Annotated in this window: 25 protein-coding genes; 12 read left to right on the top strand and 13 right to left on the bottom strand. The window is 67.0% G+C overall.

The window, feature by feature from the left end; translation table 11 throughout:
- Positions 1–95 precede the first annotated feature (95 nt).
- Positions 96–2687 (top strand): DNA mismatch repair protein MutS, encoded by a 2592-nt coding sequence (gene mutS, locus SPDO_RS09275; RefSeq protein ID WP_088367474.1) that lies wholly within the window; start codon positions 96–98, stop codon positions 2685–2687.
- Positions 2688–2740: 53 nt separating this feature from the next.
- On the top strand, positions 2741–4036 hold the full coding sequence (hslU, locus tag SPDO_RS09270) for an ATP-dependent protease ATPase subunit HslU (RefSeq protein ID WP_088367206.1): 1296 nt from the start codon (positions 2741–2743) through the stop codon (positions 4034–4036).
- A 51-nt stretch (positions 4037–4087) separates the two neighbouring features.
- Here hslU and SPDO_RS09265 read toward each other — a convergent pair whose 3' ends face one another.
- From SPDO_RS09265 to SPDO_RS09240, 6 genes are all read right to left on the bottom strand, one after another.
- The gene (locus tag SPDO_RS09265; RefSeq protein WP_088367205.1) at positions 4088–4393 is read right to left on the bottom strand and encodes a hypothetical protein; all 306 of its coding nucleotides are present in this window, start codon (positions 4391–4393) and stop codon (positions 4088–4090) included.
- Positions 4394–4490: 97 nt separating this feature from the next.
- Complete coding sequence (locus SPDO_RS09260) at positions 4491–5621, bottom strand: acyl-CoA dehydrogenase family protein (protein WP_088367204.1); 1131 nt, start codon at positions 5619–5621, stop codon at positions 4491–4493.
- A gap of 61 nt (positions 5622–5682) precedes the next feature.
- Entirely contained in the window at positions 5683–7260 is a 1578-nt protein-coding gene (locus SPDO_RS09255; RefSeq protein ID WP_088367203.1) for a DHA2 family efflux MFS transporter permease subunit, read from the bottom strand.
- Between the two features lie 50 nt (positions 7261–7310).
- Positions 7311–8465: an HlyD/EmrA/EmrK family protein gene (locus SPDO_RS09250; protein WP_088367202.1), complete on the bottom strand. Its 1155-nt coding sequence runs from the start codon at positions 8463–8465 to the stop codon at positions 7311–7313.
- The gene (locus SPDO_RS09245; RefSeq protein WP_088367201.1) at positions 8462–9889 is read right to left on the bottom strand and encodes an efflux transporter outer membrane subunit; all 1428 of its coding nucleotides are present in this window, start codon (positions 9887–9889) and stop codon (positions 8462–8464) included. The genes SPDO_RS09250 and SPDO_RS09245 overlap by 4 nt, the downstream gene beginning before the upstream one ends.
- Positions 9877–10353, bottom strand: a complete 477-nt coding sequence (locus SPDO_RS09240) for a MarR family winged helix-turn-helix transcriptional regulator (RefSeq protein WP_088367200.1) — start codon at positions 10351–10353, stop codon at positions 9877–9879. The genes SPDO_RS09245 and SPDO_RS09240 overlap by 13 nt, the downstream gene beginning before the upstream one ends.
- Before the next feature lie 153 nt (positions 10354–10506).
- Between SPDO_RS09240 and SPDO_RS09235 the strand changes: the two genes are divergently transcribed.
- The gene (locus SPDO_RS09235) at positions 10507–13314 is read left to right on the top strand and encodes a M16 family metallopeptidase (RefSeq protein WP_088367199.1); all 2808 of its coding nucleotides are present in this window, start codon (positions 10507–10509) and stop codon (positions 13312–13314) included.
- Positions 13314–13613, top strand: a complete 300-nt coding sequence (locus SPDO_RS09230; RefSeq protein WP_088367198.1) for a hypothetical protein — start codon at positions 13314–13316, stop codon at positions 13611–13613. The genes SPDO_RS09235 and SPDO_RS09230 overlap by 1 nt, the downstream gene beginning before the upstream one ends.
- 47 nt (positions 13614–13660) lie before the next feature.
- On the opposite strand, the gene SPDO_RS09225 is transcribed toward SPDO_RS09230, so the two are convergent.
- Positions 13661–14110, bottom strand: a complete 450-nt coding sequence (locus SPDO_RS09225) for an SRPBCC family protein (RefSeq protein WP_088367197.1) — start codon at positions 14108–14110, stop codon at positions 13661–13663.
- A 19-nt stretch (positions 14111–14129) separates the two neighbouring features.
- Positions 14130–14618 (bottom strand): VOC family protein, encoded by a 489-nt coding sequence (locus SPDO_RS09220; RefSeq protein WP_088367196.1) that lies wholly within the window; start codon positions 14616–14618, stop codon positions 14130–14132.
- A 193-nt stretch (positions 14619–14811) separates the two neighbouring features.
- On the opposite strand from SPDO_RS09220, the gene cobS reads away from it, so the two are divergent.
- The 6 genes from cobS to SPDO_RS09190 all read left to right on the top strand — a co-directional run bounded on the left by cobS (position 14812) and on the right by SPDO_RS09190 (position 21339).
- Positions 14812–15816, top strand: coding sequence for a cobaltochelatase subunit CobS (gene cobS / locus SPDO_RS09215; protein WP_088367195.1), 1005 nt, complete (start codon positions 14812–14814; stop codon positions 15814–15816).
- Between the two features lie 8 nt (positions 15817–15824).
- Positions 15825–16817: a hypothetical protein gene (locus tag SPDO_RS09210; RefSeq protein WP_143559625.1), complete on the top strand. Its 993-nt coding sequence runs from the start codon at positions 15825–15827 to the stop codon at positions 16815–16817.
- 64 nt (positions 16818–16881) lie between these two features.
- Complete coding sequence (cobT, locus tag SPDO_RS09205) at positions 16882–18705, top strand: cobaltochelatase subunit CobT (protein WP_088367193.1); 1824 nt, start codon at positions 16882–16884, stop codon at positions 18703–18705.
- 15 nt (positions 18706–18720) lie between these two features.
- Positions 18721–19656, top strand: a complete 936-nt coding sequence (locus SPDO_RS09200; protein WP_088367192.1) for an NAD-dependent epimerase/dehydratase family protein — start codon at positions 18721–18723, stop codon at positions 19654–19656.
- Complete coding sequence (locus tag SPDO_RS09195) at positions 19653–20108, top strand: VOC family protein (protein ID WP_211280035.1); 456 nt, start codon at positions 19653–19655, stop codon at positions 20106–20108. The genes SPDO_RS09200 and SPDO_RS09195 overlap by 4 nt, the downstream gene beginning before the upstream one ends.
- Before the next feature lie 76 nt (positions 20109–20184).
- Positions 20185–21339: a PQQ-dependent sugar dehydrogenase gene (locus tag SPDO_RS09190; protein ID WP_245829390.1), complete on the top strand. Its 1155-nt coding sequence runs from the start codon at positions 20185–20187 to the stop codon at positions 21337–21339.
- Here SPDO_RS09190 and SPDO_RS09185 read toward each other — a convergent pair.
- Complete coding sequence (locus SPDO_RS09185; RefSeq protein WP_088367190.1) at positions 21323–21703, bottom strand: PaaI family thioesterase; 381 nt, start codon at positions 21701–21703, stop codon at positions 21323–21325. The genes SPDO_RS09190 and SPDO_RS09185 overlap by 17 nt on opposite strands.
- Positions 21700–22137, bottom strand: a complete 438-nt coding sequence (locus SPDO_RS09180) for a PaaI family thioesterase (protein WP_088367189.1) — start codon at positions 22135–22137, stop codon at positions 21700–21702. Before SPDO_RS09180 ends, SPDO_RS09185 begins: the two co-directional genes overlap by 4 nt.
- Before the next feature lie 102 nt (positions 22138–22239).
- Here SPDO_RS09180 and SPDO_RS09175 point away from each other — a divergent pair, with 102 nt between their 5' ends.
- Both SPDO_RS09175 and SPDO_RS09170 read left to right on the top strand, forming a co-directional pair.
- Complete coding sequence (locus SPDO_RS09175; RefSeq protein ID WP_088367188.1) at positions 22240–23022, top strand: crotonase/enoyl-CoA hydratase family protein; 783 nt, start codon at positions 22240–22242, stop codon at positions 23020–23022.
- Positions 23023–23132: 110 nt separating this feature from the next.
- Entirely contained in the window at positions 23133–23405 is a 273-nt protein-coding gene (locus tag SPDO_RS09170) for a CsbD family protein (protein WP_088367187.1), read from the top strand.
- Between the two features lie 142 nt (positions 23406–23547).
- Here SPDO_RS09170 and SPDO_RS09165 read toward each other — a convergent pair whose 3' ends face one another.
- From SPDO_RS09165 to SPDO_RS09155, 3 genes are all read right to left on the bottom strand, one after another.
- Positions 23548–23991, bottom strand: a complete 444-nt coding sequence (locus SPDO_RS09165) for an acyl-CoA thioesterase (protein ID WP_088367186.1) — start codon at positions 23989–23991, stop codon at positions 23548–23550.
- Positions 23992–24231: 240 nt separating this feature from the next.
- Positions 24232–25014, bottom strand: a complete 783-nt coding sequence (locus tag SPDO_RS09160) for an SDR family NAD(P)-dependent oxidoreductase (protein WP_088367185.1) — start codon at positions 25012–25014, stop codon at positions 24232–24234.
- 153 nt (positions 25015–25167) lie between these two features.
- On the bottom strand, positions 25168–26373 hold the full coding sequence (locus SPDO_RS09155; protein ID WP_088367184.1) for an acetyl-CoA C-acetyltransferase: 1206 nt from the start codon (positions 26371–26373) through the stop codon (positions 25168–25170).
- Between the last annotated feature and the right edge of the window lie 38 nt (positions 26374–26411).

Below are 26411 nucleotides of genomic sequence, written 5' to 3'. Positions count from 1 at the left end.
ATCCGGCGGGCGTCGCCACGTCTGCCTGCCCGCATCAGCACCTCATCCGTTTCGACACCCGGAAAATCATGGCCGACCCAACCGCTCCGACGCCGATGATGGCGCAATATCTCGCGCTGAAGGAAGAAGCAGGCGATTGCCTGCTGTTCTATCGCATGGGCGATTTCTTCGAGCTGTTCTTCGAGGATGCGCGGATCGCGAGCCAGGTGCTCGACATCGCGCTGACCGCGCGCGGCGAACATGCCGGGGAGAAGATCCCGATGTGCGGCGTGCCGGTGCATGCCGCGACGGCGTATCTCCAGCGGCTGATCAAGGCGGGGCATCGCGTGGCGATCGCGGAGCAGACCGAAAGCCCCGAGGAAGCGCGCAAGGCACGCGGATCGAAGGCGCTGGTGAACCGCGCGATCATCCGCTTCGTCACCGCGGGGACGCTGACCGAAGAAGCGCTGCTGGATGCGCGCGCCGCGAACTGGTGCGTTGCGGTGGGCGAGGCGGCGGGCGGCGTCGGGATCGCGGCGGCGGACGTGTCGACCGGGCGGTTCGAGGTGATCGCCTGTTCGCCCCACGCGCTGGGCGCGGAGCTCGCGCGGCTGGCGGCGGCGGAAGTGGTCGCGGCCGAGGGGAGCGACGCGCCGGCGACGGTGTGGCGGCCGCGTGGCGAGTTCGACAGTGCGCGGGGCGAAGAGCGGTTGAAGCGCCTGCATGGCGTGGCGACGCTCGACGGGTTCGGTCAGTTCGATCGCGCGATGCTGGCCGCGGCGGGCGGGCTGATCGCGTACCTCGACCATAATGGAAAGGGCACGCTGCCGTTCCTGCGCGCGCCGGTGATCAGCCGCAGCGCCGAGGCGATGGCGATCGATGCCGCGACGCGCGAGAGCCTGGAGCTGACCTGCACTGCCGGCGGCACGCGCAAGGGCAGTCTGCTCGATGCGGTGGACCGCACGGTGACCGGGGCGGGGGCACGGCTGCTGGCGGCCGACATCGGTGCGCCGCTGATGGACAAGGCAGCGATCGAGGCGCGGCTGGCGCTGGTGACGCTGTTTCACGACGACGGCGACCTGCGCGCCCGGCTGCGCGAGCGGTTGCGCGCGCTGCCCGATATCGGCCGTGCGATCGGGCGGCTGGTGGCCGGGCGAGGCAGCCCGCGCGATCTGGGGCAATTGCGTGACGGGCTGGACGGCGCGTGGCTGCTGGCCGAGACGCTGCAATCGATCGCGGCGCAGCTGGTGGACGGCGCGGGCGGCGACCTGCTGGCGCGACTGACGCCGCGGCTGCGTGGGCATGGCGAGCTGATCGACCTGCTGAAGCGCGCGCTGGTGCCGATGCCGCCGATCGATGCGGCGAACGGCGGCTTCATCGCGGAAGGGTATGACGCCGCGCTCGACGATCTGCGGGATGCGGGATCGGGCGGGCGCAAGGCGATCGCGGCGCTGGAGGCGCGCTATCGCACCGAGACCGGGATCAACGGCCTGAAGATCCGGCATAACAACGTGCTTGGCTATCATGTCGAGGTGCCGGCGAAGAATGCCGAGGCGCTGATGAAGCCCGACAGCGGCTTCACGCACCGCCAGACGATGGCGGGGGCAGTGCGCTTCAATGCGCCCGAGCTGCACGAGGTGGCGAGCCGGGTGACCCAGGCCGGCGCGCATGCGGTGGCGGCGGAGGCGGCGCATCTCGAGGATCTGATCGCTGCCGCGCTGGCGCGCGCGGAGCCGATCGCGGCGACGGCGGATGCACTGGCGCGGCTGGACGTCGCCGCCGGGCTGGCGGAGCGCGCGGCGGAAGGGGGCTGGGCGCGGCCGAGCCTTGTGGAGCATTCGTGCTTCGAAATCATCGGCGGGCGGCATCCGGTGGTGGAGGCAGCGGTAGCGAAGACCGGCGAGCGGTTCGTGGCCAATGATTGCACGCTGTCGGAAAGTTCGCGGCTGTGGCTCGTCACGGGTCCGAACATGGGCGGCAAGTCGACGTTCCTGCGGCAGAACGCGCTGATCGCGGTGCTGGCACAGGCGGGAAGCTATGTGCCGGCGACCAGTGCGACCCTGGGGCTGGTCGATCGGCTGTTCAGCCGCGTGGGCGCATCGGACAATCTGGCGCGCGGGCGATCGACCTTCATGGTCGAGATGGTCGAGACGGCGGCGATCCTGGCGCAGGCGACGCCGCAGAGCTTCGTCATCCTCGATGAGGTGGGGCGTGGCACGTCGACCTATGACGGGCTCGCCATCGCCTGGGCAGTGGTGGAGGCGATCCATGAGGACAATCGCTGCCGCTGCCTGTTCGCGACGCATTACCACGAGCTGACGCGACTGGCGGAGCGGTGCGACGCGCTGTCGCTGCACCATGTGCGGGCGCGCGAGTGGAAGGGCGAGCTGGTGCTGCTGCACGAGCTGGCCCAAGGGCCGGCGGATCGCAGCTACGGCCTTGCCGTCGCGCGGCTCGCGGGCATGCCGCCGGCGACGGTGGCGCGGGCGAAGGCGGTGCTGGCGAAGCTGGAGGCGGGGCGCGCCAAGACCGGCGGGCTGGCGGCGGGGCTGGACGACCTGCCGCTGTTTGCCGCGGCGGCGGCTGTGCCGGAGGAGACAGTCGATCCGCTGCGCGCAGCGGTGGAGGAATTGGACGTCGATGCGCTCTCCCCTCGCGAGGCGCTGGACCAGCTCTATCGGTTGAAGGGGATCGTGCGGGAGGGGTGAAGGCGCGCGCGCCCGCTTGATCCCCTGCCGCCGCGCCCCGATATGCGCCCGCGATGCAGGACACACTTACCCCCAAGGCGATCGTCGCCGCCCTCGACGCACATATCATCGGACAGAAGGACGCGAAGCGTGCGGTGGCCGTCGCGCTGCGCAACCGCTGGCGGCGGCAGAAGCTGTCGCCCGATCTGCGCGACGAGGTGACGCCGAAGAACATCCTGATGATCGGGCCGACCGGCTGCGGCAAGACCGAGATCAGCCGCCGGCTGGCGAAGCTGGCCGATGCGCCGTTCGTGAAGGTGGAAGCGACCAAGTTCACAGAGGTGGGCTATGTCGGCCGCGACGTGGAGCAGATCGCGCGCGACCTGGTCGAGGAAGCAGTGCGGCTGGAGAAGGAACGCCGCCGCAACGCGGTGAAGGACAAGGCCGAGGAAGCGGCGATGGACCGGCTGCTCGATGCTTTGGTCGGCAAGGATTCGAGCCAGGCCACGCGCGAAAGCTTCCGCCAGCGCTTCCGCGACGGGCATCTCGACCAGACCGAGATCGAGCTCGAGCTTCAGGTCGCGCCGCAGATGCCGTTCGAAATGCCCGGCGGCGGCCAGATGGGCATGATCAATCTTGGCGAGATGTTCGGCAAGCTGGGCGGCGGGCAGACCAAGCGGCGCAAGCTGCTGGTGCCGGCGGCGTGGGAAAAGCTGGTCGAGGAAGAGGCCGACAAGCGGCTCGACCAGGACGAGGTGAGCCGTGTCGCGCTGGCCGATGCCGAGGCGAACGGGATCGTCTTCCTCGATGAGATCGACAAGATCGCGGTGAGCGACGTGCGCGGCGGTTCGGTGAGCCGCGAGGGCGTGCAGCGCGACCTGCTGCCGCTGATCGAGGGCACAACGGTTTCGACCAAGTACGGTCCGATGAAGACGGACCATATCCTGTTCATCGCGTCGGGCGCCTTCCATGTCGCGAAGCCGAGCGACCTGTTGCCCGAGCTTCAGGGCCGCCTGCCGATCCGTGTCGAGCTGAAGGGCCTGACGGAAGATGATTTCGTTGCCATCCTGTCCGACACCAAGGCGTCATTGCCCGCGCAGTACAAGGCGCTGATCGGGACCGAGGGCGTTACCGTCGACTTCACCGAGGATGGCATTCGCGCCGTCGCGCGGATCGCGGCCGAAGTGAATGGCGAGATCGAGAATATCGGTGCCCGCCGGCTGCAGACGGTGATGGAAAAGCTGCTGGAGGAAGTGAGCTTCGACGCCGAGGATCGCGCGGGCAGCTCGGTGACGGTGGATGCGGCCTACGTCGAGCAGCATCTCGCCAGCGTGGCGCGCAACACGGATCTCAGCCGCTTCGTGCTGTAATCCCGGAGGACGGGCGGCTCGTTTATCGAGCCGCCCGTTCCTTTCAGTCGATCAATAGGGTTCGACGGACACGCTGGGGCGCCGCGTCACGGTGATGCCGCGCTCGGCCATTTCCTTCTCGAAGTCATGCTGGGCATCGGCGACCTCGCGGCGATATTCGGCCCAGGCATCGACGCGATCGGCCTGATCGTTCGCGCGCGCCAGATCGCTGCGCAACTCCCGCCGTGCTTCGCTCAAATCGGTCTTGTAGTCGAGATAATGCGAGTTCGAGTCGCTATAAACCCAGCGGGGGACGTCGGCCTGTGCAGTCGTTGCGAAAGCGGTACCGGCAACAGCCAGTGCGATCATGGTCTTCATCTGCCATACTCCGGCTTTTGAAAAACTGGATCACCTGAACGGCTCGACTGTGCTTTGCGTTCCCGATACTATCGTGGCGGACGGTTCTGCTTTCCGATCAGATGCCAAGGTCTTCGCGCATCAACGCAGCATAGCGCTTGGCCTGATGGTCGGCAGCGCCGAACTGCTGCTCGATCGCAGTGGCGCGGCGGAAATAATGGCCGACGGCAAGCTCGTCGGTCATGCCCATGCCCCCGTGCAACTGCACCGCATTCTGCCCGACGAAGCGGACGGCGGCGGCCACCGTCGCCTTGGCCGCGGCGACCGCGCGGGCGCGCTGATCGGCGGGGTGATCGACATGCAGCGCGGCAAGATAGGCGGCGGAGGTCGCCTGTTCGGCGGCGATATACATGTCCACCATGCGATGCTGCAGCGCCTGGAAGCTGGCGAGCGGCTGGCCGAACTGCTTGCGCTCCTTGGTGTAGGCGACGGTGTCGCCCAGCAGCTTGCGGGTGAGGCCGGCGGCCTCGGCGCACAAGGCGGCGATCCCCTCGTCGCGCGCCTGTTCAAGGAGCGGCAGCGCGCTGCCTTCGTCGCCTAGCAGCGCATCGGCCGGCAGCGACACGCCGGCGAGCGTCAGGTCGGAGGCGGGCAGACCGTCGATCAGCGCATAATCGTGCCGCGACAGCCCATCGGCATCGGCGGGCACGAGGAACAGCGACACTCCGCGCACGTCGCGCGTGTCGCCCGAAGTACGGGCGGTGACGAGCAGCCAGTCGGCGCCGGGTGCGCCGGCCACGACGACCTTTTCACCATCGAGCGTCCAGCCGTCGCCGCTCCGCCGCGCGGTGGTGGCGACGGCTTCCAATGCCTGCCGGCTGTCCGCTTCCCCGGCGGCCAGAACGGCGCGGACGCTGCCGTCGGCGAGGTTCGGGAGCAGCGCCTCGGCGCGCTCGCCGCCCGTGCGTTTCAGCAGGCCGGCGGCGATCACCGCGGTTTCGATGTACGGCACGGGAGCAAGCGCCTCGCCGAGCGCGTCGGCGACCACCATCACCTCGACCGCGCCGCCGCCGAGGCCCCCGACTTCTGCCGGCAGGGCCGCGCCGAGCACGCCGAGATCGCGGCCGAGCGCCTGCCACAGCGCGGCAGCGTCGCGCGGGCGGTGGGGGTCGAATGCGAAGCTCTGCGCCAGATAGCGCGTGAGCGTGTCACGCAGCATCACCTGCTCGTCGCTGAGCGACAGATCCATGGCCCTCTCCCGTCCTATTCTTGGAACACGCTATGAATTGGCGGGGGAGCGGACGCAAGGCTCAGTCGGCGGCGACCGGCCCCGCTCCATTGGCCGACGGGCGGCGGCAGAGCCACACGATGATCAGCAGCCCGGCGCTGAGATAGGCGGACAGGCGGAAGAGGTCGGTCGAGGCGAGGAGATAGGCCTGGCCGACCATTTGGCGCGTGATGACCGCCGCCGCCTGCGTCGCGTTCATGCCGAGGTTCATCAGCCCCTCGCTGGCCATCTGGTAGGGCACGTTGGTGCCGATCGCTTCGGACAGGCGGCCCTGGTGCAGCGCCTCGCGGCGATCCCAAGCGGTGGTGATGATCGACGCGGCAAAGGCGCCCGCGACGATGCGAGTGAAGTTCGACAGGCCGGTGGCGGACGGCAACCGCTCGGGCGGGATACGATCAAGCGAGATGGTGAGCATCGACAGGAAGAAGGTCGACATGGCGATACCTTGCACCAGCAGCGGGAACACGAAGTCCCAGAAGCCGGCGTAGGTCGTGTAGCCCGAGCGCATCCAATAGCTGACCGCAAAGGCGACGAATGCGACGCTGGCGAGGATGCGCGCGTCGATCTTGCCCGACAGCCGCGCACTCAAGGGAGTGAGCAGGACCGCGACGACGCCGCTGGGTGCCGCGACCAGGCCGGCCCAGGTGGCGGTGTAGCCAAGCTGGGTCTGGAGCCACAGCGGCAGCAGCAGGATGTTCGCGAAGAACACCGCATAGCCGAGGCAAAAGGCGATGTTGCCGATCGCGAAATTGCGGCTGGCGAACAGCGACAGGTCGACGATCGGATTGGCGTCGGTCAGCTCCCAGATCAGCCAGGCGACGAAGCCGACGCCGGCGATCACCGTCAGCACGACGATCATCGGATCGTTGAACCAATCGGCGTTCTTGCCGAGATCCAGCATCACCTGGAGCGAGCCGACCCATAGCACCAGCAGGGCGAGGCCCACGGTGTCGATCGGCACCTTGGCCGTCGGGGTTTCGCGATCCTTCAGGTTCGCCCAGCAGATCGCGATGGTGAAGAAGCCGAAGGGCACGTTGATCAGGAAGATCCAGCTCCAATGGTAATTATCGGAGATGTAGCCGCCCAAGATCGGCCCCATGATCGGCGCGACAAGCGTGGTCATCGACCAGATACCGAGCGCGGTGGCGCGCTTTTCGGGCGGGAAGACGGAGATCAGCAACGCCTGGCTGCCGGGCATCATCGGGCCCGACACGGCGCCCTGCAGGACGCGGAAGATGATGAGCGAGGGCAAGCTCCATGCGATGCCGCACAGGAACGAGGCGATCGTGAAGAGCGCCAGCGAGGTGCAAAAGGTGCGCACCACGCCGAAGCGGCGCATGAGCCAGCCGGTAAGCGGCACCGATATACCGTTGGCGACGGCAAAGGCGGTGACGATCCAGGTCGAATTGTCCGAGCTGACGCCGAGATTACCGGCGATCGTCGGCAGGGAGACGTTGGCGATGGTGGTGTCGAGCACCATCATGAAGGTGCCGAGCGCGAGCGCGAAAGCGACCAGCCCGAGGCGCGCGCCGGTCAGCGGGCGCGGCTGCGCGGGCGCGCCGCCTGCGCGGGCGCCCGCGGGGGCAGCGGCGCTAGCCACCGTGCCGTTCCATCGATGCGAGGGAGCGGGGAGCCGAGCGGATCATCGGATCAGCGGTTCGCGGCGATGATCTGCGCGATCTTCGCCTCCACTTCGGGATCCGCCTCCGTCACATTCCCGCGATAGGGCTGCGCCGCCGGCGCTGCGAGGCGCGGTGCGCTGGTGTTTGCCGTATCCACCTTGGCCATCACCGAGAGGCCGACACGCAGCGGATTGGCGCGCAGCTCCTTGGGGTCGAGCGTGATCCGCACGGGTACGCGCTGCACGATCTTGATCCAGTTACCGCTGGCGTTCTGCGGCGGGAGGAGTGCAAAGGCGTTGCCGCTGCCGGCGGACAGACCCGCAACGCGGCCGTGATACACCACGTCATCGCCATAAGCGTCCGCCACCACCGTCGCGGGCTGGCCGATGCGCAGGTCCTTGAGCTGCGTTTCGCGGAAGTTCGCGTCGACCCACAGGCGATTGAGCGGCACCACCGCCATCAGCGGCGTGCCGGCGGCGATCTGCTGACCGACCTGCGCGTTGCGCTGCGCGACGACGCCGTCGATCGGTGCGACGATGTGCATGTGACTGCGCATGATGGCGGCGCGGCGATAGGCGGCGATAGCCGACAGCACGGCGGGATTGGTGTTCACGGCGGTGCCGGCCACGGTGCTCTGCGCCTGGGTGCGGCGGCTGCGCGCAAGGTTCAGCGCGGCACGGGCGACCTTTACCTGATCGGCGGCGTGGCTGAGCTCCTCGCCCGAGACGGCGCCCTCGGCGGCGGCGCCGCGGCGGCGGGTGTAATCGGCCTGGGCGGCGGAAAGCTGCGCCTCGGCCTGGACGACGGCGGCATTCGCTTCGCCAACCCGCGAGAAATCGGCGCGCGTGCCGCGCACGGCGCGGGCGAGATCGGCCTCGGCAGCGGCGAGGTTCACGTCAGCGGTCAGTGGATCGAGGTCGATCAGCGGCTGTCCGGCCTTCACAGATTGCGTATTGTCGGCATGGATGGCGAGGATCGTGCCCGGATCGCGCGCGGTGATCGCGACGACGTCGCCGGCGACATAGGCGTCATCGGTTTCCTCTTCGGGCGCGGCGAGCAGGAAGTGGAACACGGCCCAGATCGCAATGCCGATGACCACGACGATCGCCAGGCCGGTCAGGAGCCGGCGGCGCAGCGCCGGGCGACCGGCGGGTGGCGGGGTGGGAACGGCGGTATCGCTCATGATGCAGGGTTCCGGGAGGGATCAAAGCCGCCGCCGAGCGCCTGCGCCAGCCGCGCGCGGGCGGCGAGCGCATCGACGGCGAGGGTGGCGGCGGCGAGCTGGGCGTCGAGCAGGCGAATGTCGGTATCGATGCCGGTCAGGCGCGAATCGAGCCCGGCGTTGATGCGCACGGCGTTCAGGCGATTGGTTTCGGCAAAGCCGCGCACCACCTGCGCCTGCGCCGCCGCTTCCGCCTCGGTGGCGCGGATGGTGGCGAGCGCGTCGGCCGCCTCGCGCACCGCGCCGACCACGGTGCGGTTGTAGTCGGCGATCGCGAGATCGACCTGTGCGGTGGCGCCGGCGAGATCGGCCTTCAGCCGGCCGGAGTCAAAGATCGGCAGGTTCAGCGCGCCGCCCGCGCCAGCGGTGCCGGCGTCGGGATTGAAGAAATTGCCGATGCCGACCGCCTGAAGGCCGGCCAGCGCGATCAGATTGACGTTGGGGTAAAAAGCGCGGCGTGCGACCTGGCGGCCGGCGGCGGCGGCATCGACCCGCGCGGCGGCGGCGGCGATGTCGGCGCGGCGGGCGAGTAGGTCGGCGGGGATCGAGGCCGGCAGCGGCAGGCTGGTCGGTGCGGCGAGGCGCGTCTGGCCGATCGTGGCCGCGTAATCGGTGCCGCGACCGGCGAGCGCAGCGAGCGCGTCGACGGCGAGGATGCGGGCGGCCTCGGCGCGGGTCAGCGCGACGCGGGCCTGCGCCAGCAGCGTGGTGGCGGCCTGCACGTCGAGCTTGCTCGCCAGCTGGTTGCGGACGCGCGAATTGACCAGCTGCACCGCCTGTTCACGGGTGGCGATGGTCTGGCGGGCGAGCGTCGCAACCCGTTCTGCGCGGGCGACCTCGGCATAGGTGGTGACGATCGAGCCGGCGAGCATCAGTCGTGCGGCCTCCGCGTCATAGGCGCTGGCGGCGAGCGAGGCGCGCGCGCCCTCGATCGCAGCGCGCTGGCGGCCGAAGAGATCGAGGTTCCACGACAGGTTCGCCTGCGCCGACCCCAGGAAGCGGATGCTGCCCGCAAAGGGCGGGGGGATAGTGTAGCGGCCCGAGAGACGCGCGGCCTGCGCCGACACGTCGCCGGTGATGTTCGGGCCAAGATTGGCCTCCTGGCGACCAAGCGTGGCCTGCGCCTGTCGGACACGCGCGAGCGCGGCGTCGAGATCGGGGCTGCCGGCGAGCGCATCGGTGACGACGCGGTTCAGCTGCGGATCGCCGAATGCGGTCCACCAGGTCGGGTCGATCGCCGGCATGGGTGCGCCGGTAAGGCCGAGGTCGACCGGCGCCTTTGCGGTCAGTTGCGGTGCGGTGTCGGGCGGGGTGCAGGCGGCAAGCAAGGCCGCGAGCGACGCCACGCCGAACGCGCGTGGGTGGATCGCGATCAGGCGGCGCATGGGTCGCTGTCCTCCGCCATTTTTTCCTCCATGGTGGTGCGCAGCCGCTGCAACACGGCGATCATCTCGGCGATCTGCGCGTCGCTCCAGTCGGCGAGAAAGCCGTTCCAGCAGTCGATCACCTTGCGCTTGGCCGCGATCGCGGTGGCCGCGCCTGCCGGGGTGAGCGACAGGCGGATGAGGCGGCGGTCGGCGTCGTCGCGCTGACGCGACACCCAGCCCTTTGCCTCCATCTGGTCGATGAGGCGCGTCATCGCGCCCTTGTCGTGCCCGAGCTTGCGCGCGAGGCCGACGCAGGTGTCGGCGTGGCCGAAGTAGAGCGACACCAAGGTAGTCCATTGCGTCGCGCTGAGGCCGTCAGCGGCGAGCGTGCGATCGACAGCGGCCACGTTCATCTGGTGGATCAGGCGCACCAGGTAACCGGGCGAGGTTTCCGGATAAAAGGTCGAGTCGGTGAAGGTCACATTGGTTGCTTAGGCAATGATTGCCTGGGCAGTCAATCGGTGTGACGAAATGTTGCTGGCTTTCCAGTGCGCCGCGCGGCGCCTAGGCTGGCCGGATTGTAGAGGAGTTGCGCATTGCGTCTGTCGATCTCTCTGGCTGCGAGCGTTGCGGCCATGGCCCTTGTTCCCCCTGCTTACGCCCAAGCGGCAACGCCTGCGCCTGTCGCGGCGAAGGCGGCGCCTGTCGCCGATCTGGTGAAGGCGATCGACATCCCGTTCGAGCAATTCACCCTGCCCAACGGCCTGCGCGTGGTGGTGCACACCGACCGCAAGGCGCCGGTGGTGGCGGTGTCGGTGTGGTATGACGTGGGGTCAAAGCACGAGCCAAAGGGGCAGACCGGCTTTGCGCATCTGTTCGAGCATCTGATGTTCAACGGCAGCGAGAATGCGCCGGGCGACTTCTTCGAGCCGCTGAAGCAGGTCGGCGCGACCGACCTTAACGGCACGACCTATTTCGACCGCACCAATTATTTCGAGACAGTGCCGACCGCCGCGCTGGAGCAGGCGCTGTATCTCGAAAGCGATCGCATGGGCTGGCTGACCGGCGCGATCTCGCAGGCGGTGCTCGATGAGCAGCGCGGGGTGGTGCAGAACGAGAAGCGGCAGGGCGACAACGAGCCTTATGGCCTTGTGCGCTACAAGATGATCGAGGGCGTGTTCCCCGAGGGCCACCCTTACGGCCACAGCACGATCGGTTCGATGGCGGATCTGGATCGCGCCAGCCTGCAGGATGTGAAGAACTGGTTTCGCGATCATTACGGCCCGAACAACGCCGTGCTGGTGCTGGCCGGCGACATCGATGTGCCTACCGCCAAGCGGCTGGCGGCGAAGTATTTCGGGCCGATCAAGCGCGGGCCGGAAAGCGTCGCGCCGCCCGCCCCCGTGCCGGTGCTGGCGCAGCCGAAGAGCGAGGTGATGAAGGACCAGGTGGCGGCGCCGCTGGTGGTGAAGAGCTGGCCGGTGCCGGGCCTCAACGATCCGGCAGCGCCCGCACTGGAGGTCGCGGCCTCCGTGCTTGGCGGGCTGGCGAGTTCGCGCTTCGACAATGCGCTGGTGAAGGGCGACAAGACCGCGGTTCAGGTGAGCGCGAGCTATTCCGATTTCGCGCAGGTCGGCACCTTCACGATCAATGCGGTGGTGCGGCCGGGTGTCGACCCGGCAACGGTGTCACGCCGGCTCGACGAGCTGGTCGCCGAGTTCGTGCGCAACGGCCCGACGCCCGATGAGGTGCAGCGGACGCTGACCACCACCATCTCGCGCCGGATCGGCGGGCTGGAATCGGTCGGCGGCTTCGGCGGCAAGGCCGTCGCGCTGGCGGAAGGGGCGCTCTATTCGGGTGATCCGGGCTTCTACAAGAAGCAGCTGGCCGCGCTGGCGGCGCAGACCCCGGCCAGCGTGAAGGCGGCGGCGCAGAAGTGGCTGACGCGCCCGGCCTATAGCCTGACGGTCGTGCCGGGCGCGCGCGACGCATACGAGGAGGCACAGGTGCCGCCGCCGGCCGCGCAGACCAAGGCGCCGGAAACGCCGGTGAAGGGCACGCGCGCGCCGATGCCGCCGGTCGGCGAGGTGAGCGGCTTGTCCTTTCCGGCCGTGCAGCGCGCGCGCCTCGCGAATGGGATGGAGCTGGTGTACGCGCAGCGTGACACTGTGCCGATCACGCAGATGGTGGCGAGCTTCGATGCGGGCGCGGCGGCCGATGTTTCCGGCAAGCTGGGCACGCAGGGCATGATGCTGGCAATGCTCGACGAGGGCACGGCGCGATACAACTCGATCCAGCTTGCCGAGGCGAAGGAGCGGCTGGGGCTCGACATCTTTACCGGCTCGTCGGCGGATCGCACCACCGTCAGCTTTCGGGCGCCGAGCGCGAACCTGACGGCGGCGCTCGACATCTGGGCGGACCTGCTGCGCGCGCCGACCTTTCCCGAAAGCGAGCTGTCGCGGGTGCGGGCGCAGTTGCTGACGCAGATCGCGCAGGAGCAGACCGATCCTGAAGGCATCGAGCAGCGCATCGTGCCGCCGATCCTGTACGGCCCGGCGCATCCCTATGCCAAGAACCAGGGCAGCGGCGATGCGGCGGCAGTGGCGGCGCTGACCCGCGCGGACCTGATCGCCTATCACCGCGCCTGGCTGCGGCCGGACAAGGCCAAGGTGTTCGTGGTTTCCGATCGCCCGATGGCGGAGGTGAAGGCGGGGCTCGACCGGGCGCTGGCCGGCTGGACGGCGCAGGGCGCGGCGGGGACCAAGGTGTTCCGCGAGGATCGCATGATGCCGACGGCGCGCATCGTGCTGGTCGATCGGCCCAACTCGCCGCAATCGCGCATCACCGGCGTGCAGCGGACGGGGCTGCGCGGCACGCAGGACCTGCTGCCGGTGGTGACCGCCAACGATGCGCTGGGCGGCGACTTTCTCGGTCGGATCAACATGGACCTGCGCGAGGACAAGCATTGGTCCTATGGCGCCTATGGCGGCTTTGCGCGCCACGTGGAGGCCGCACCCTATCAGCTGAGCGCGCCGGTGCAGGCCGACAAGACCGGTCCCTCGATCGCTGCGATGAAGAGCGAGATCGGCGCGTTCGTGGGTAGCAAGCCGATGACCGAGGCGGAGTTCCAGCGGACGATCACGGGGGCGACTCGCTCGCTGGCGGGTGACTTCGAGACGTCGGGCGCGGTGCTGGCGGCGATGCAGGCCAACGACCTGTATCGTCGGCCCGACGATTATTATGCCACCATCACGCAGCGCTATCGCGCGATGACGCGTGACGAGCTGAACGGCGCGATCCGTAGCGTCATCGATCCGAACCGCTTCATCTGGGTGGTGATCGGCGACGCCAAGACGGTGCGCCCTCAGCTTGACACGCTGGGACTGCCGGTCGAGGTGTTGCCGGCCGCGTCCGTGACGGACGCACCCGAGGAGAGTGAATGATGGCTGGAGTGGACGGCACCTACGACGTCACGGTGAAATCGCCGCTGGGCGACCAGAAGTCGACGCTGACCGTGAAGAGCGACGGCAACACCTTCACCGGCACCAATTCGGGCGCCATGGGATCGGCCGACGTGTCGGGCGAGGTGAACGGCAACACGCTGACCTGGAAGCAGCAGATGACCGTGCCGATGCCGATGACGCTGGACATGAACGTGACGATCGACGGCGACACGGTGAACGGCACCGTCGGCGCTGGCGCGTTCGGCAGCTTCCCGCTGACCGGCACGCGGGTCGGCTGATCCGTTCGATTTCCCCTCCTCCTTTGCGGGGGAGGGGCTTTTGCCGATCAGCCACGTTTCAAGCGGGCGACCACCTCTTCGAGCTGATCGGTGGCGGCGTTCCAGCCGGGTTCGAAGCCCATGGCAGCATGCTGATCGCGTGCTTCGGCGCTCCAGTGGCGCGCCCGCGCGGTGTAGCGCGTTTGCCCTGCATGCTCGGCGAATTCGTCGATCCGCACCAGGAACGGCTCGGCCGGTACCCAGCCTGCTTTGAGCGCGTCGGTTGAGACGATCCGCTGCTGCGGGACAACCTCCAGATAGACGCCCTCCGAAGAATTTTCCTCGCCATCGGGGCCGCGCATCATCAACGCGCTGCGCCCGCCGGTGCGCAGATCATTCTCGATCACCTCGAGCGTCCACGGGCGCGGTACGAACCATTCGGCATAATGAAGGGTCCACGCCTGCCAGACGATGGCGACGGGCGCATCGATGACGCGTTCGATCTTCAGCTCGAACATAATCTCAGTCCTTTTCGGCCTAAGCGCCGGCGCGGGCGCGCTCGATCGTGGCGATGTCGATCCTGGTCATGGTCATCATCGCCTCCATCGCGCGTTTGGCGGCGGCGCGGTCGGGATCGGCCATCGCCGCCATCAGGGCGCGGGGCGTGATCTGCCACGAGAAGCCCCAGCGATCCTTGCACCAGCCGCAGGCGCTCTCCGCCCCGCCATTGTCGACGATGGCATTCCAGTATCGATCGGTCTCGGCCTGATCGTCGGTGAGCACCATGAAGCTGACGGCTTCGTTGGGCGTGAAGTTCGGCCCGCCGTTCAGCCCCAGAAAGGGTCGGCCGAGCACGGTGAATTCCACCGTCAATTCCTCGCCCGCCGGCATGGAGGGGTTGTCAGTCGCGGTATCGAGCGCCTGGCCGACGTGGCTGTCCGGGAACAGGCCGGCGTAGAAGGTGGCGGCCTCGCGCGCCTGACCGCGATCGAACCAGACGCAGGTCACCAGCTTGTCGTTAGGCATCGGGTATCTCCAGCAGGAGCGATCGGACGCTTATGCCACAACCAGCAGCCCTCGATGAAGACAGCATGTGGATTGCCGGCGACCGCAATCGGGCGGCACGCTTCATCAGCCTCCTCCACCTGCCGGCGAAAGCAAAAGGTTGAATAACCGCCGCCAAGCCGCCTAAGGCAGTCGTGTTACTTCCGAGGCGCGCATGACCGACATTCCCAACACGCTTCCCGACAGCCGCGAGACGACGATCCTCGACGCGCCCGACAAGATGGTCAGCGTGCGCGAGATGTTCGGCATCGACAGCGACATGCAATGCCCCGCGTTCAGCGAGGCGGACGAGCGGGTGCCCGATCTCGACCCCGCTTATGTGTTCGATCCGGACACGACCATGGCGGTGCTGGCAGGTTTTGCGCACAATCGCCGCGTGATGGTGCAGGGCTATCACGGCACGGGCAAGTCGACGCATATCGAACAGGTCGCGGCGCGGCTGAAATGGCCGTGCATCCGCATCAACCTCGACGCGCACATCAGCCGCATCGATCTTATCGGCCGCGACGCGATCGTGCTGAAGGACGGGCAGCAGATCACCGAATTTCGCGAGGGGCTGCTGCCGTGGGCGCTGCAGACGCCGACCGCGCTCGTCTTCGACGAATATGACGCCGGGCGCCCTGACGTCATGTTCGTGATCCAGCGCGTGCTGGAGACGGAGGGCAAGTTAACGCTGCTCGACCAGAATCGCGTGATCCGCCCGAACCCGCACTTCCGCCTGTTCGCCACGGCCAATACGGTGGGCCTCGGCGATACCAGCGGGCTCTATCATGGCACGCAGCAGATCAACCAGGGCCAGATGGACCGCTGGAACATCGTGGTCACGCTGAACTATCTGCCCGCCGCGACCGAGGCGAACATCGTGCTCGCCAAGTCGGGCGAGTATGACAAGCCGGAGGGCAAGAAGCAGGTCGAGGACATGGTTCGCGTGGCCGACCTGACGCGCAAGGGCTTCATTAACGGCGATATCTCCACCGTGATGAGCCCGCGCACGGTGATCACCTGGGCGCAGAACACGCTGATCTTCAAGGACGTGGGCTTCGCCTTCCGCCTGTCGTTCCTCAACAAATGCGACGAGGCGGAGCGGCCGCTGGTGGCGGAATATTACCAGCGCGTGTTCGGCAAGGACCTGCCCGAAAGCGTGGTGGGCAGGGGCTGAGTGGAGCGGTGACTGATCCCATGCCTTGCGTGCAGTGGCTGATCAGCCCTGGACTGCCGCGAGGAGGCACGTCTTACCTGTTCAGTAGCTTGGCAGACGCAGCCAATCGGCCCTTCATCCAGGCCTCCCGCGAAAAGGAGGTTCATTGGCTTGAGCGCGGCAGTCCCGAATTGCTAGAGAATATGTACGGTCCGCATCGGGCTGGTGCTTATTATCTTGATTTCAGTCCGGGATATTCGCGTCTGGATGGTAAGCTGAAGGAGAAGGCCGCGCATCTTCCGCGGGATGGAAGCGTCAAGTTCATCATATCTCTTCGTCACCCGGTTGATCAGGCTTATTCACATTACTTGCATGATCTGAAGGGTCATGTGAGCAAGGGTGAGCGAGCTAACTTTTATTATCCATTTTTCGGGCAAGCGGCAGTAAGTACGTACTTTGTCGATCGCACGCCGCTGTTCCGATATCTGAAGAGTGACTTCGGCACTGAGAACGTCTTGTTCCTCAACTTTCACACGATGTTCGATCAGGCTGCGGCGACAGCGGCCCGCATTGCAGCATTTCTAAGCGTTCCACAGCTAAAGATGCTTTCTGATGTGGTGAATGGTGCCGGGTGGATGCCGCGATTCGTCTATGGCGGCCAAAACGGAACCATTATCGAGCATGGAGGAGCGCTGTTATCCATCAAGCCGCAATCACTTATCCTCCTTAACGGACCGCTCAGCGAAGTACGGCGCGACGTTCCCGAGCATGTAGCGCTGGCGGCACTTGCCGGCGCGCAGTCGTGGCAGGCTAGGTTGTCACCCAAGCTTGTACGCTTGCTTGAGACGCAGGTGTTTGCCGCTGCAATCGAGGGCTATTCGGCCTTGCTTGGCGAAGACATCGCCGCTTATGCGCCGACGAGGTTGATTGCTGGTCCAGCGCCAATCCCGCCAGCCATCGCCGAAGCTCTGGTGTTGGACCCACCGATAGAACAGCGAGTTGGCATGGCGCAGAAGGCTTGATCGAGGCGCTCTCAAGTGGCGGTCTGTTGATAATGGTTAGCTCTGATCGACGAGGCAGTAAATAATGGCCAGCGAAACGCCGCTCGATCGGTTCAAGAACGTCCTTGGCGGCACGTCGCGTGCGCTGTCGGAGGAGCAGGAGGTGGAGCTTGCCTTTACCGCCGATGCGCCGACGCAATCGGGCAAGCATCTGAAAGTGCCAATGCCCGCGCGCAGCCTGCCGGCCGATCAGGTGGCGGAAGCGCGCGGCTTTGCCGATGGCTTTGCCCTGCGGCTGAAGCATCACGACACGGCGATGCACCAGCGCGGCGCGCCGCAGGAGGCGCTGGCGCGCGCGGTGTTCGATGCGGTGGAAGGCGCGCGGGTCGAGGCGATCGGCAGCCGGGGCTATCGCGGGATTACCGACAATCTGGCGCGCGCGCTCGACGTAAAGCTGCGTGCCGATCCGATCACCCGCGCCCGCACGCGCGACGAGGTGCCGTTGTCTACTGCGCTCGGGCTGCTGGTGCGCGAAGCGCTGACGGGGGAGCAGGCGCCGGCGGCGGCGCAGCCCGGCCTGACACTGGTGCGCGAGTGGATCGAGGAGCGCTCGGACCTGTCGAGCCTGGCGCTGGCGCTGGACGATCAGCGCGCGTTTCAGTCGCTCGCCAGGAAGCTGCTCGAGGATCTGGAGCTGATCGAGAGCGATCAGGTCCCGGAGGAGGCCGACGAGGGGGGCAGCGAGGACGAGGGCACCGACAGCGAGCAGCAGGACGAGGGCGAGGAGGGCGAAAGCCAGGACGGCGAAGGCCAGGCCGAATCCGAGCAGCGCGGCGAGCAGCGCGAAGCGGACGATAGCGAGGGCGAGGGCCAGGAGCAGGGCGAGGAAAGCTTCGACGATCTCGATGGCGAGCCCGGCGACGATGGCGAAGAGGGCATGCAGCCGGTGCGTCCCAATCGCCCGAACACCGACTGGTCGCCGCAATTCGAATACAAGGCGTGGACCAACCAGTTCGACGAGGTGATCGCTGCCACCGAATTGTGCGACGCCGACGAACTGGCGCGCCTGCGCGGCTATCTCGACCAGCAGCTCGTTCCGCTGCAGGCGGTCGTTTCGCGACTGGCCAATCGATTGCAGCGGCGGCTGATGGCGCAGCAGAACCGCTCGTGGGATTTCGACCAGGAAGAAGGGCTGCTGGACGCCGCGCGGCTGGCGCGGGTCGTCATCAATCCCATGCAGTCGCTGTCGTACAAGGCGGAGAAGGACACCGAGTTCAAGGACACGGTGGTGACGCTGCTGATCGACAATTCGGGCTCGATGCGCGGGCGGCCGATTTCGATCGCGGCGATCAGCGCCGATATCCTCGCGCGCACGCTGGAGCGGTGCGGCGTGAAGACGGAGATCCTGGGCTTCACCACCCGCGCGTGGAAGGGTGGGCAGAGCCGCGAGACGTGGCTGGCCGCCGGCCGCCCGCCGCAGCCGGGCCGCCTCAACGACGTGCGCCACATCGTCTACAAGATGGCGGACGAGCCGTGGCGGCGGGCGCGGAACTCGCTGGGCCTGATGATGCGCGAGGGGCTGCTGAAGGAGAATATCGACGGCGAGGCGCTGCTTTGGGCGCACAACCGGCTGATCGCACGACCCGAAGAGCGGCGTATCCTGATGGTGATCTCCGACGGCGCGCCGGTGGACGATTCGACCCTGTCGGTGAACAGCGGATCGTACCTTGAGCGGCATTTGCGGCAGGTGATCGACTGGATCGAGCGCAAATCGCCGGTGGAGCTGATCGCGATCGGCATCGGGCACGACGTGACGCGCTATTACAGCCGCGCGGTGACGATCATGGATGCCGAGCAGTTGGGCGGCACGATCATCGAGCAGCTCGCCGCCTTGTTCGACGCCGCGTAGCGAGCGGGTGCCCGGGTGAACGCTCCAGCGTCCGCAGCCGCGCCACGGACGTTCCTGCTGCTGGGCGGGGGCGGGTTTATCGGCACCAATCTCGCGGCGCGGCTGGAACGGGGTGGCCATCGCGTGCTGCTGACCGGGCATGGCACGCGTGGCGCATCGAACGGTCGCTGGGTCGACCTGCCGTTGACCGACACCGATGGCATCATGGCACTGATCGCGGATCACGCGATCGACACGGTGGTGCAGCTCGCCTCCTCCATGCTGCCGTCGAGCACGGAGGCGCATTACCAGGCCGAGCAGGATGCGATCATCGCGCCGACGCGGCGGCTGGCGGCGCGGCTGGCGGATCGCGGCGTGCGGCTGGTGTTCTTTTCGTCCGGCGGCACCGTTTATGGCGCCACCAGCCGCGATTATGCGACGGAAGACGATCCGTGCGCACCGATCGGCTTTTATGGGCAGGCGAAGCTCGAAACCGAGCTGCATCTCCAGTTCCTGGCGCGCACGCGTGGATTGCGCTTGCTGACGCTGCGGCCCTCCAACCCCTATGGCATGCACCAGTCGTTGACGGGCGCGCAGGGGCTCGTTTCGGTCATTCTGGGCAAGCTGCGCGACGGAGGGGCGCTGGAGGTGTGGGGCGACGGCACGGTGGTGCGCGACTATATCTATATCGATGATTGCGTGGAGAGCGTGGCCGCGCTGCTGGTGAACGATGTGGCGGGCACCACGCTGAACATCGGCAGCGGGATCGGCCATTCGCTGCTGGAGGTGGTGGCGACGGTCGAGGAAGCCTTGGGCGCGCGGGTGCCGTTGTTGTTTCGGCCGGCGCGCCCGGTGGACGTGCCGCGGCTGGTGCTCGATGTGGAGCGGCTGAAAGGACTGGGCATGTACCATCATCGTTCGCTGATCGACGGGGTGCGCGATTATGCGCGCCGCTTGGGAATATGCCGGTGAGCGGGCCGCGCATCGCCGGGGTGCTCGAGACCGCCTTGTACGTCGACGACATGGCGCGATCGGTGGCGTTCTTCCGCGATGTGCTGGGCCTGTCGGCAATGATCGAAAGCGATCGGCTGACCGCCTTTGACGCGGGGCATGGCAGCGTGCTGCTTGTCTTCGCGCGCGGCCTTTCAGTGGAGGATGTGGCGACGCCGCGCGGGACGATCCCGGGGCATGACGGACACGGGCCGCTCCATATGGCATTCGGCATCGGAGCCGCCGATTATGAGCGCTGGCGTTCGCAGTTGCGGGCGCATGGCGTGGCGGTGACGCAGGAAGTCACCTGGCCGGCGGGCGGCCGGAGCCTGTATTTCAACGATCCCGACGGACACGTGCTCGAACTGGCGACGCCCGGATTGTGGAAGAATGATGCGGACCGGCCCGCGACAGCGTCAGCGCGTGCTTTGTGATGATTTGTTGACGGCGGAACTTGGCTCGCCATCGCTGGATTGAAAAGCAACATCTACGAACCCAGGAGTTCCCGTGATCGCTCGCAGTCTATTCGCCGCCGGCCTGCTCGCCGCCAGCGCCTGTTCCGCCGACCCGCAGGCCGCCACCGCGCCCGCCGGCACCGAGCCGGCCGCCATGACGAACGGCGGCAAGCCGTTTGCCGAGACGGTCGTTGCGGATTTCGACAGCCCCTGGGCGATGACGTTCCTGCCGGACGGCCGCATGCTGGTGACGGAGAAGGCCGGGCAGCTGCTGCTCGTGGCCGCGGACGGCAAGAGCCGCTTGACGCTGGCGACCTTGCCGGTCGATTCCGCCGGGCAGGGCGGGTTGATGGACGTGGTGCTGGCGCCCGATTTCGCGCGGTCGAAGCGCGTGTATCTGAGCTGGTCGGCCGCAGGGGACGGCGGCAAGGGCGTGGTGCTGGCGCGCGGCGTCCTCGACGACGCGGCGGCCGGTTCGGAGAAGCTGCGCCAGATCGAAGTGCTGTTCCGCGCCACACCGCTGGTGGAGGGGAACGGCCATTATTCGGGCCGGATCGCCTTCTCGCCCGATGGACGGTATCTGTTCTTCACCAACGGCGAGCGGCAGAAGTTCGACCCCGCGCAGGATCCCAAGGCGACGCTCGGCAAGGTGCTGCGCCTGACGCTGGATGGAAAACCGGCGCCCGGCAATCCGCTCGCCGCGAAGGGTTTCCATCCCGCGGTGTGGAGCTACGGCCACCGCAACCTGCTGGGCATCGCGTTCGATTCAGCGGGCAATCTGTGGGAGCAGGAGATGGGGCCGAAGGGCGGCGACGAGCTGAACCTGGTGCTCCCCGGCCGCAACTACGGCTATCCGAAGGTGTCGAATGGCGATCATTATGACGGTCGCCCGATCCCCGATCACAGCCCCGGCGACGGCTTCGAAGCACCCAAGGTGTTCTGGACGCCGGTGATCTCGCCGGGCGGGCTGATGATCTATTCAGGCGACATGTTCCCGCAGTGGAAGGGCGATGCCTTCATCGGCGGCCTGTCGTCGCAGGCGCTGGTCCGCGTCGACCTGAACGGCACGGATGCGCGAAAGGGCGACCAGTGGGACATGGGTGCGCGCATCCGCGAGGTGGAGCAGGCGCCCGACGGATCGATCTACGTGCTGGAAGACGGACAGCGTGGGTCGCAGGGGCGAATGATCCGGCTCACCCCCGCACAATAAGGTAGTTCATCCGCGCGGAGGCGATCGGCTTGTCACGGCTTTCCTGCCAGGCGATCGCCTCCACGTTGGCGATCCGGTTGCCAAGCCGGGTCACGGTGCCCGCCGCATAGGTGACGCGCTCGCGCCCGCCGCGCATGAAATCGATCGTGACGTTGATCGGCTTTACCCGGCCGCCGCCTTCGCCGGCGAGCTGGTGACGCAGCGCGGCGAGTGCGGCAACCTCGATCAGCCCGGTGATCGCGCCGCCCTGCACGAAGCCGGGGCGGCCGAGCACGTCGGGGCCGAACGGCATGGCAAGGATCGGTAAGCCGTCTTCCCACTGGAGGCTGGCGCCCAGCAGATCGGCATAGGGCGGCAGCTTCATGCGCCGTCCCCCAGGAACATGAAGGTGCCCGAGACATGCGCAATGGGATCGGTCGGATCGCCATCATGCGCCTGCCCGCGCACGAAGCTGATCGAACGTTTGATCGCGTAGCATTCGCCATGGCCGATCACGGTGTGACCGGGCTTGGCGGGGCGCAGGTAATCGACCCGCAGGTCGAGCGTCGCATGCGGCACGAACCGGCCGAGCTTGCGCATGGTGGCGAGGCTGGTGGCGATGTCCATCAGCGCGAAGATCGGTCCGGAGGCGATAACGCCCGTATCCTCGTCACCGATGATGTCTTCCTGATAGGGCAACGTCAGTTCGCACCAGTCGGGGCCGTGCGCGCGATAGGCGATGCCGAGCCGGCCGCCATGCCCGCCGAAGCGCACGTCCTTCATGCCCGGTATGTCGCCTAGAGCCTCTTCGATCTTCATCCCCGCCGTGTGACACCGGCGAACCTAGCGTGCAATATCGCGGCATTGATGCGCGCGATCGGCTCATCTAAGTCGATCGTATCATTTATGCGGGAGAGAGACATGGAAGAGCGCGTTACGATTACGGTGAATGACGGCATTGCCGACGTGCGGCTGAACCGGGCGGACAAGATGAACGCGCTCGACCCTGCGATGTTCGCCGGGATTAATGCCGCGATCGAGAAGCTTGCCGGCATGACCGACGTGCGCGTCGTGGTGCTGTCGGGCGAGGGGCGGGCGTTCTGCGCCGGGCTCGACATGGCATCGATGGCGGCGGGCGGATCGGGCAACGATCTGGGCAAGCGCAGCCATGGAATGGCGAATACGGCTCAGAACGTCGCCTGGGGCTGGCGCACGCTGCCGATGCCGGTGATCGCAGCGGTGCACGGCGTCGCGCTCGGCGGCGGCTTCCAGATCATGTCGGGCGCCTGCGTGCGCATCGCCCGTCCGGATGTGCGCCTGTCGATCCGTGAGACCTATTGGGGGCTGGTGCCCGATATGGCGGGCCTCGCGCTGTGGCGGACGCTGGCGCGCGACGACGTGTTGCGCGACCTGACCTATAGCGCGCGGGAATTCACCGGCGCCGAGGGTGAGCGCTATGGCTTCATCACCCGGCTTGCGGACGATCCGCGCGCCGCGGCGTTCGACCTGGCGTGCGAGATCGCCGGGCGTAATCCCGATGCGGTGAAAGCGTCGAAGCGGCTCATCAACCTGATGGTGGACGGCGACACCGCCACCATGCTGCAGGGCGAGAGCGACGAACAGATCAAGCTGATGCGCTCGCCCAATCAGGTGGAGGCCGTGAAGGCGAACATGGAGAAGCGCGCGCCGGTGTTCGTCGACTGACGCGCTGACACCGCGAAATGACGCGGCGGCTGGGATATATCCGGCCGCTGCGGCACAAAATGCGTCGCTGACGGTTGTCCTCCCCGAACAAACAGCAACGGGAGTTTACCATGGCAGACGCACTGACCGCCGACGTCAACACGGTTACCGGCAAGGTAAAGGAAACCGCCGGCGCGGCGACCAACGATCGCTCGATGCAGGCCAGCGGCGTGATCGACCAGCTCAAGGGGTCGGTGCAGAAGGCGATGGCGCCGGGCGTTGACGGCCAGCCGCAGGTGGTCGGCCAGGCTAAGAGCTTCGCCAAGCAGCGCCCCTGGGCGACCGCCGCGCTGGTCGGCGTGCTTGGCCTCGCCACACTCGGTACGCTGCGCGGCAGGGGCTGAGCCCGTCGCAGCCGGAACGTCATACCGGCCGTAAGAACGGGATAAGAGGTGCCGCGAACACTCAATCCGGATGTTCGCGGCACCTTTGCGTCTAAGTCGCGTCAGGCGCAGCGCAAGGACGGCGCCGTCCTGATTGTGCTGGCTACGCGCCCTTGATCTGCACAGCCTTTAGCCGCTCAACGAAATTGGCGGGCAGGCTCTCGCCTTTGGGATCGGTCATAACGATCGTCGTGTCGCAGGTGGCGATACACCGGCCCGACTGGAAGGCGGCGCTCAGCATTTCGAAGCTGCGATTACCGACCCGACCGATGCCGATGCTGATCTCAACGTCCTCAGGGAAGCTTCCTTCCGCCAGATAGTTGATCTCGTTGCGTGCGACCACGGCGCGGAACGACCCTTCGGCCATCATGCCGCGGCTCACGCGGCCAAGATGCTGGTTCAGGCGCACGCGCGCGTCCTCGAACAGCGCGGCGAAGGCGACGTTGTTGAGGTGCCCCATGGTGTCGAGATCCTGGAAGCGAGTCTGCTTCACGTCGTGGCGGGGATAGGATTCGCGCAGCAGGCGCCAAGGGGTGGGGCGGGACATGGGTGACTCCTCGTCATGCCGGACCTGTCGCGGCATCCACCGAGCCGCACGTTTCCGGTATCAGCGGTTGCGAATCCAGTGGACGCCGAGATGAGCCCGGTGTGACGACGCTAAGTGACGATGATCTTTTTGATGGCCCGTCACGGGAGCAAGTCCCGTGATGTCAGACGCGGCGCCAGGCGCCGCGCTGGCCGGCCTTGCGCGAGATCATGCGCAGCATGCGCATGTCCGCGCTGCGGCTCACCGAGGCGCCATGCGGATTGCGCCGTCGAGGCGGACGTCCTCGCCGTTGAAATAGCCGTTCTCGATCATCAGCTCAGCGAGTGCGGCATATTCGTCCGGCTCGCCGAGGCGCTTGGGGAACGGCACCGAGGCGGACAGCGCGTCCTTCACGTTCTGCGGCGCGCCCTGCAACAGCGGCGTGTTGAAGATGCCCGGCAGGATCGTGTTGCAGCGAATGCCCTCGTTCATCAGGTCGCGCGCGATCGGCAGGGTCATGCCGACGACGCCGCCCTTCGATGCGGAATAAGCCGCCTGGCCGATCTGGCCGTCCTCTGCCGCCACGCTCGCGGTGTTGACGATGGCGCCGCGATCACCGTCTTCGGTCGGGTCAAGCGTCATCATGCCGGCGGCCGACTTCGCAATGCAGCGAAACGTGCCGACGAGGTTGATCTGGATGATCCAGTTGAACGCATCGAGCGGGAAGTGCTTGATCGAGCCGTCTTCCTTGCTGCGGCTGGCAGTCTTGATCGCATTGCCGGTGCCCGCGCAATTCACCAGGATACGCTCCTGGCCGATCGCCTCGCGCGCCTTGGCGAAACCTGCGTCGACTGATGCCTCGTCCGTTACGTTCACCTTGCAGAACACGCCGCCGAGTTCCTTGGCGAGCGCCTCGCCCTTTTCTTCCTGAAGATCGAAGATGGCGACCTTCACGCCCTTGGCCGCAAGCCGGCGCGCGGTGGCCGCGCCGAGGCCGGACGCGCCGCCGGTGATGACGGCGGATACGGTGTTGTCGAGTTTCATGTGTAGGGTCCCCTCCCGATCGTCATGCCGGGCTGGTCCCGGAATCCACGGTTAACTCTGGCGCTAGGTAGCGCCTTCATCGATGATATTGGGCCAAGCACCACCGTCACCTCGGCACGGAGGCCGGGGTGACGGTTGAGTGGACGCGAGGTGTTACTCCGCCGCTTGCGCGACGTCGCCCTGCCAGTCGCAGTTTTCGATGATCGTGACGTTGGCCACGCCGCCGCCCTCGCACATCGTCTGCAGGCCGTAACGGCCGCCGCGACGCTTCAGTTCGTGCACCAGCGTTGCCATCAGCTTCGTGCCCGAGGCGCCGAGCGGGTGGCCGAGCGCGATCGCGCCGCCGTTCACGTTGAGCTTTTCCGGGTTCGCCTTGGTATGCTCCAGCCAGGCGACCGGCACCGAGGCGAACGCTTCGTTCACTTCGTACAGATCAATGTCGTCGATCGACAGGCCGGCCTTCTTCAGCGCCTTGTCGGTCGCGAACAGCGGCTCTTCGAGCATCACGACCGGGTCGCCGGCGGTGACCGTCAGGTTCACGATCTTCGCCAGTGGCTTGAGGTTATACTTCTTCAGCGCTTCCTCGCTGACGATCAGCACCGCGCTGGCGCCATCGCAGATCTGGCTGGACGAGGCGGCGGTCAGCACGCCGTCTTCGGACAGCTTCTTGACGCCAGCCATGCCCTCGGCCGACGCATCGTAGCGGATACCCTCGTCGGTGGTGTGCTGTTCCTTGCCCTCGGGCGTTTCCACCTCGACCGGCACGATCTCATCCTTGAACTTGCCACCCTGCGTGGCCGCAACCGCCTTGCGGTGCGAGTTCAGCGAATAATCGTCGAGCTTTTCGCGCGAGAAGCCGTACTTCTTGGCGATCATCTCCGCACCAGCGAACTGGTTAAAGTTGATGCCCGGGAACTTCTCCTCTAGACCCGGCGACTTGTTCTTGCCGAGACCGGCGTCGTAGAACAATTTGTAGGTCGAGCCCATCGGTACGCGGCTCATGCTTTCGATGCCCGCCGCGATCACCACGTCCTGCGTGCCAGACATCACCGCCTGCGCCGCGAACTGGATCGACTGCTGCGACGAGCCGCACTGACGGTCGATCGTCACCGCCGGGGTCGACTGCGCGAGCATCTTGGACGCGAGCACCGCATTGCGGCCGACCTGGCCGGCCTGCTCGCCACCCTGGCTGACGCAGCCCATGATGACGTCCTCGACCGCGTCGCCGGGGATCCCCGATCGCTCGATCACCGCATCCAGCACCTGTGCCGCCAGATCAACTGGATGGACACCCGCGAGCTTACCCCCGCGGCGACCACCAGCCGTCCGAACTGCTTCGACGATATACGCCTCGGCCATCTTCCGACTCTCCATAACAGATGTTATCCCGACCGCCC

The organism is Sphingomonas dokdonensis (assembly GCF_002197685.1).
GTDB classification, from domain to species: domain Bacteria; phylum Pseudomonadota; class Alphaproteobacteria; order Sphingomonadales; family Sphingomonadaceae; genus Sphingomonas; species Sphingomonas dokdonensis.
Note: the sequence above shows the minus strand (reverse complement) of the source record. Positions and strands in the feature narration are given on the sequence as shown.

Coding starts and splice junctions, on each gene's coding strand:
- SPDO_RS09155 (WP_088367184.1), bottom strand. CDS start 26,373: ATGGCCGAGGCGTATATCGTCGAAGCAGTTCGGACGGCTGGTGGTCGC.
- SPDO_RS09220 (WP_088367196.1), bottom strand. CDS start 14,618: ATGCCTAACGACAAGCTGGTGACCTGCGTCTGGTTCGATCGCGGTCAG.
- SPDO_RS09170 (WP_088367187.1), top strand. CDS start 23,133: ATGGCAGACGCACTGACCGCCGACGTCAACACGGTTACCGGCAAGGTA.
- SPDO_RS09260 (WP_088367204.1), bottom strand. CDS start 5,621: ATGGATCTGTCGCTCAGCGACGAGCAGGTGATGCTGCGTGACACGCTC.
- SPDO_RS09250 (WP_088367202.1), bottom strand. CDS start 8,465: ATGAGCGATACCGCCGTTCCCACCCCGCCACCCGCCGGTCGCCCGGCG.
- SPDO_RS09265 (WP_088367205.1), bottom strand. CDS start 4,393: ATGAAGACCATGATCGCACTGGCTGTTGCCGGTACCGCTTTCGCAACG.
- hslU (WP_088367206.1), top strand. CDS start 2,741: ATGCAGGACACACTTACCCCCAAGGCGATCGTCGCCGCCCTCGACGCA.
- SPDO_RS09175 (WP_088367188.1), top strand. CDS start 22,240: ATGGAAGAGCGCGTTACGATTACGGTGAATGACGGCATTGCCGACGTG.
- SPDO_RS09180 (WP_088367189.1), bottom strand. CDS start 22,137: ATGAAGATCGAAGAGGCTCTAGGCGACATACCGGGCATGAAGGACGTG.
- SPDO_RS09230 (WP_088367198.1), top strand. CDS start 13,314: ATGGCTGGAGTGGACGGCACCTACGACGTCACGGTGAAATCGCCGCTG.
- mutS (WP_088367474.1), top strand. CDS start 96: ATGATGGCGCAATATCTCGCGCTGAAGGAAGAAGCAGGCGATTGCCTG.
- SPDO_RS09185 (WP_088367190.1), bottom strand. CDS start 21,703: ATGAAGCTGCCGCCCTATGCCGATCTGCTGGGCGCCAGCCTCCAGTGG.
- SPDO_RS09165 (WP_088367186.1), bottom strand. CDS start 23,991: ATGTCCCGCCCCACCCCTTGGCGCCTGCTGCGCGAATCCTATCCCCGC.
- cobT (WP_088367193.1), top strand. CDS start 16,882: ATGGCCAGCGAAACGCCGCTCGATCGGTTCAAGAACGTCCTTGGCGGC.
- SPDO_RS09160 (WP_088367185.1), bottom strand. CDS start 25,014: ATGAAACTCGACAACACCGTATCCGCCGTCATCACCGGCGGCGCGTCC.
- SPDO_RS09235 (WP_088367199.1), top strand. CDS start 10,507: ATGGCCCTTGTTCCCCCTGCTTACGCCCAAGCGGCAACGCCTGCGCCT.
- SPDO_RS09225 (WP_088367197.1), bottom strand. CDS start 14,110: ATGTTCGAGCTGAAGATCGAACGCGTCATCGATGCGCCCGTCGCCATC.
- cobS (WP_088367195.1), top strand. CDS start 14,812: ATGACCGACATTCCCAACACGCTTCCCGACAGCCGCGAGACGACGATC.
- SPDO_RS09245 (WP_088367201.1), bottom strand. CDS start 9,889: ATGCGCCGCCTGATCGCGATCCACCCACGCGCGTTCGGCGTGGCGTCG.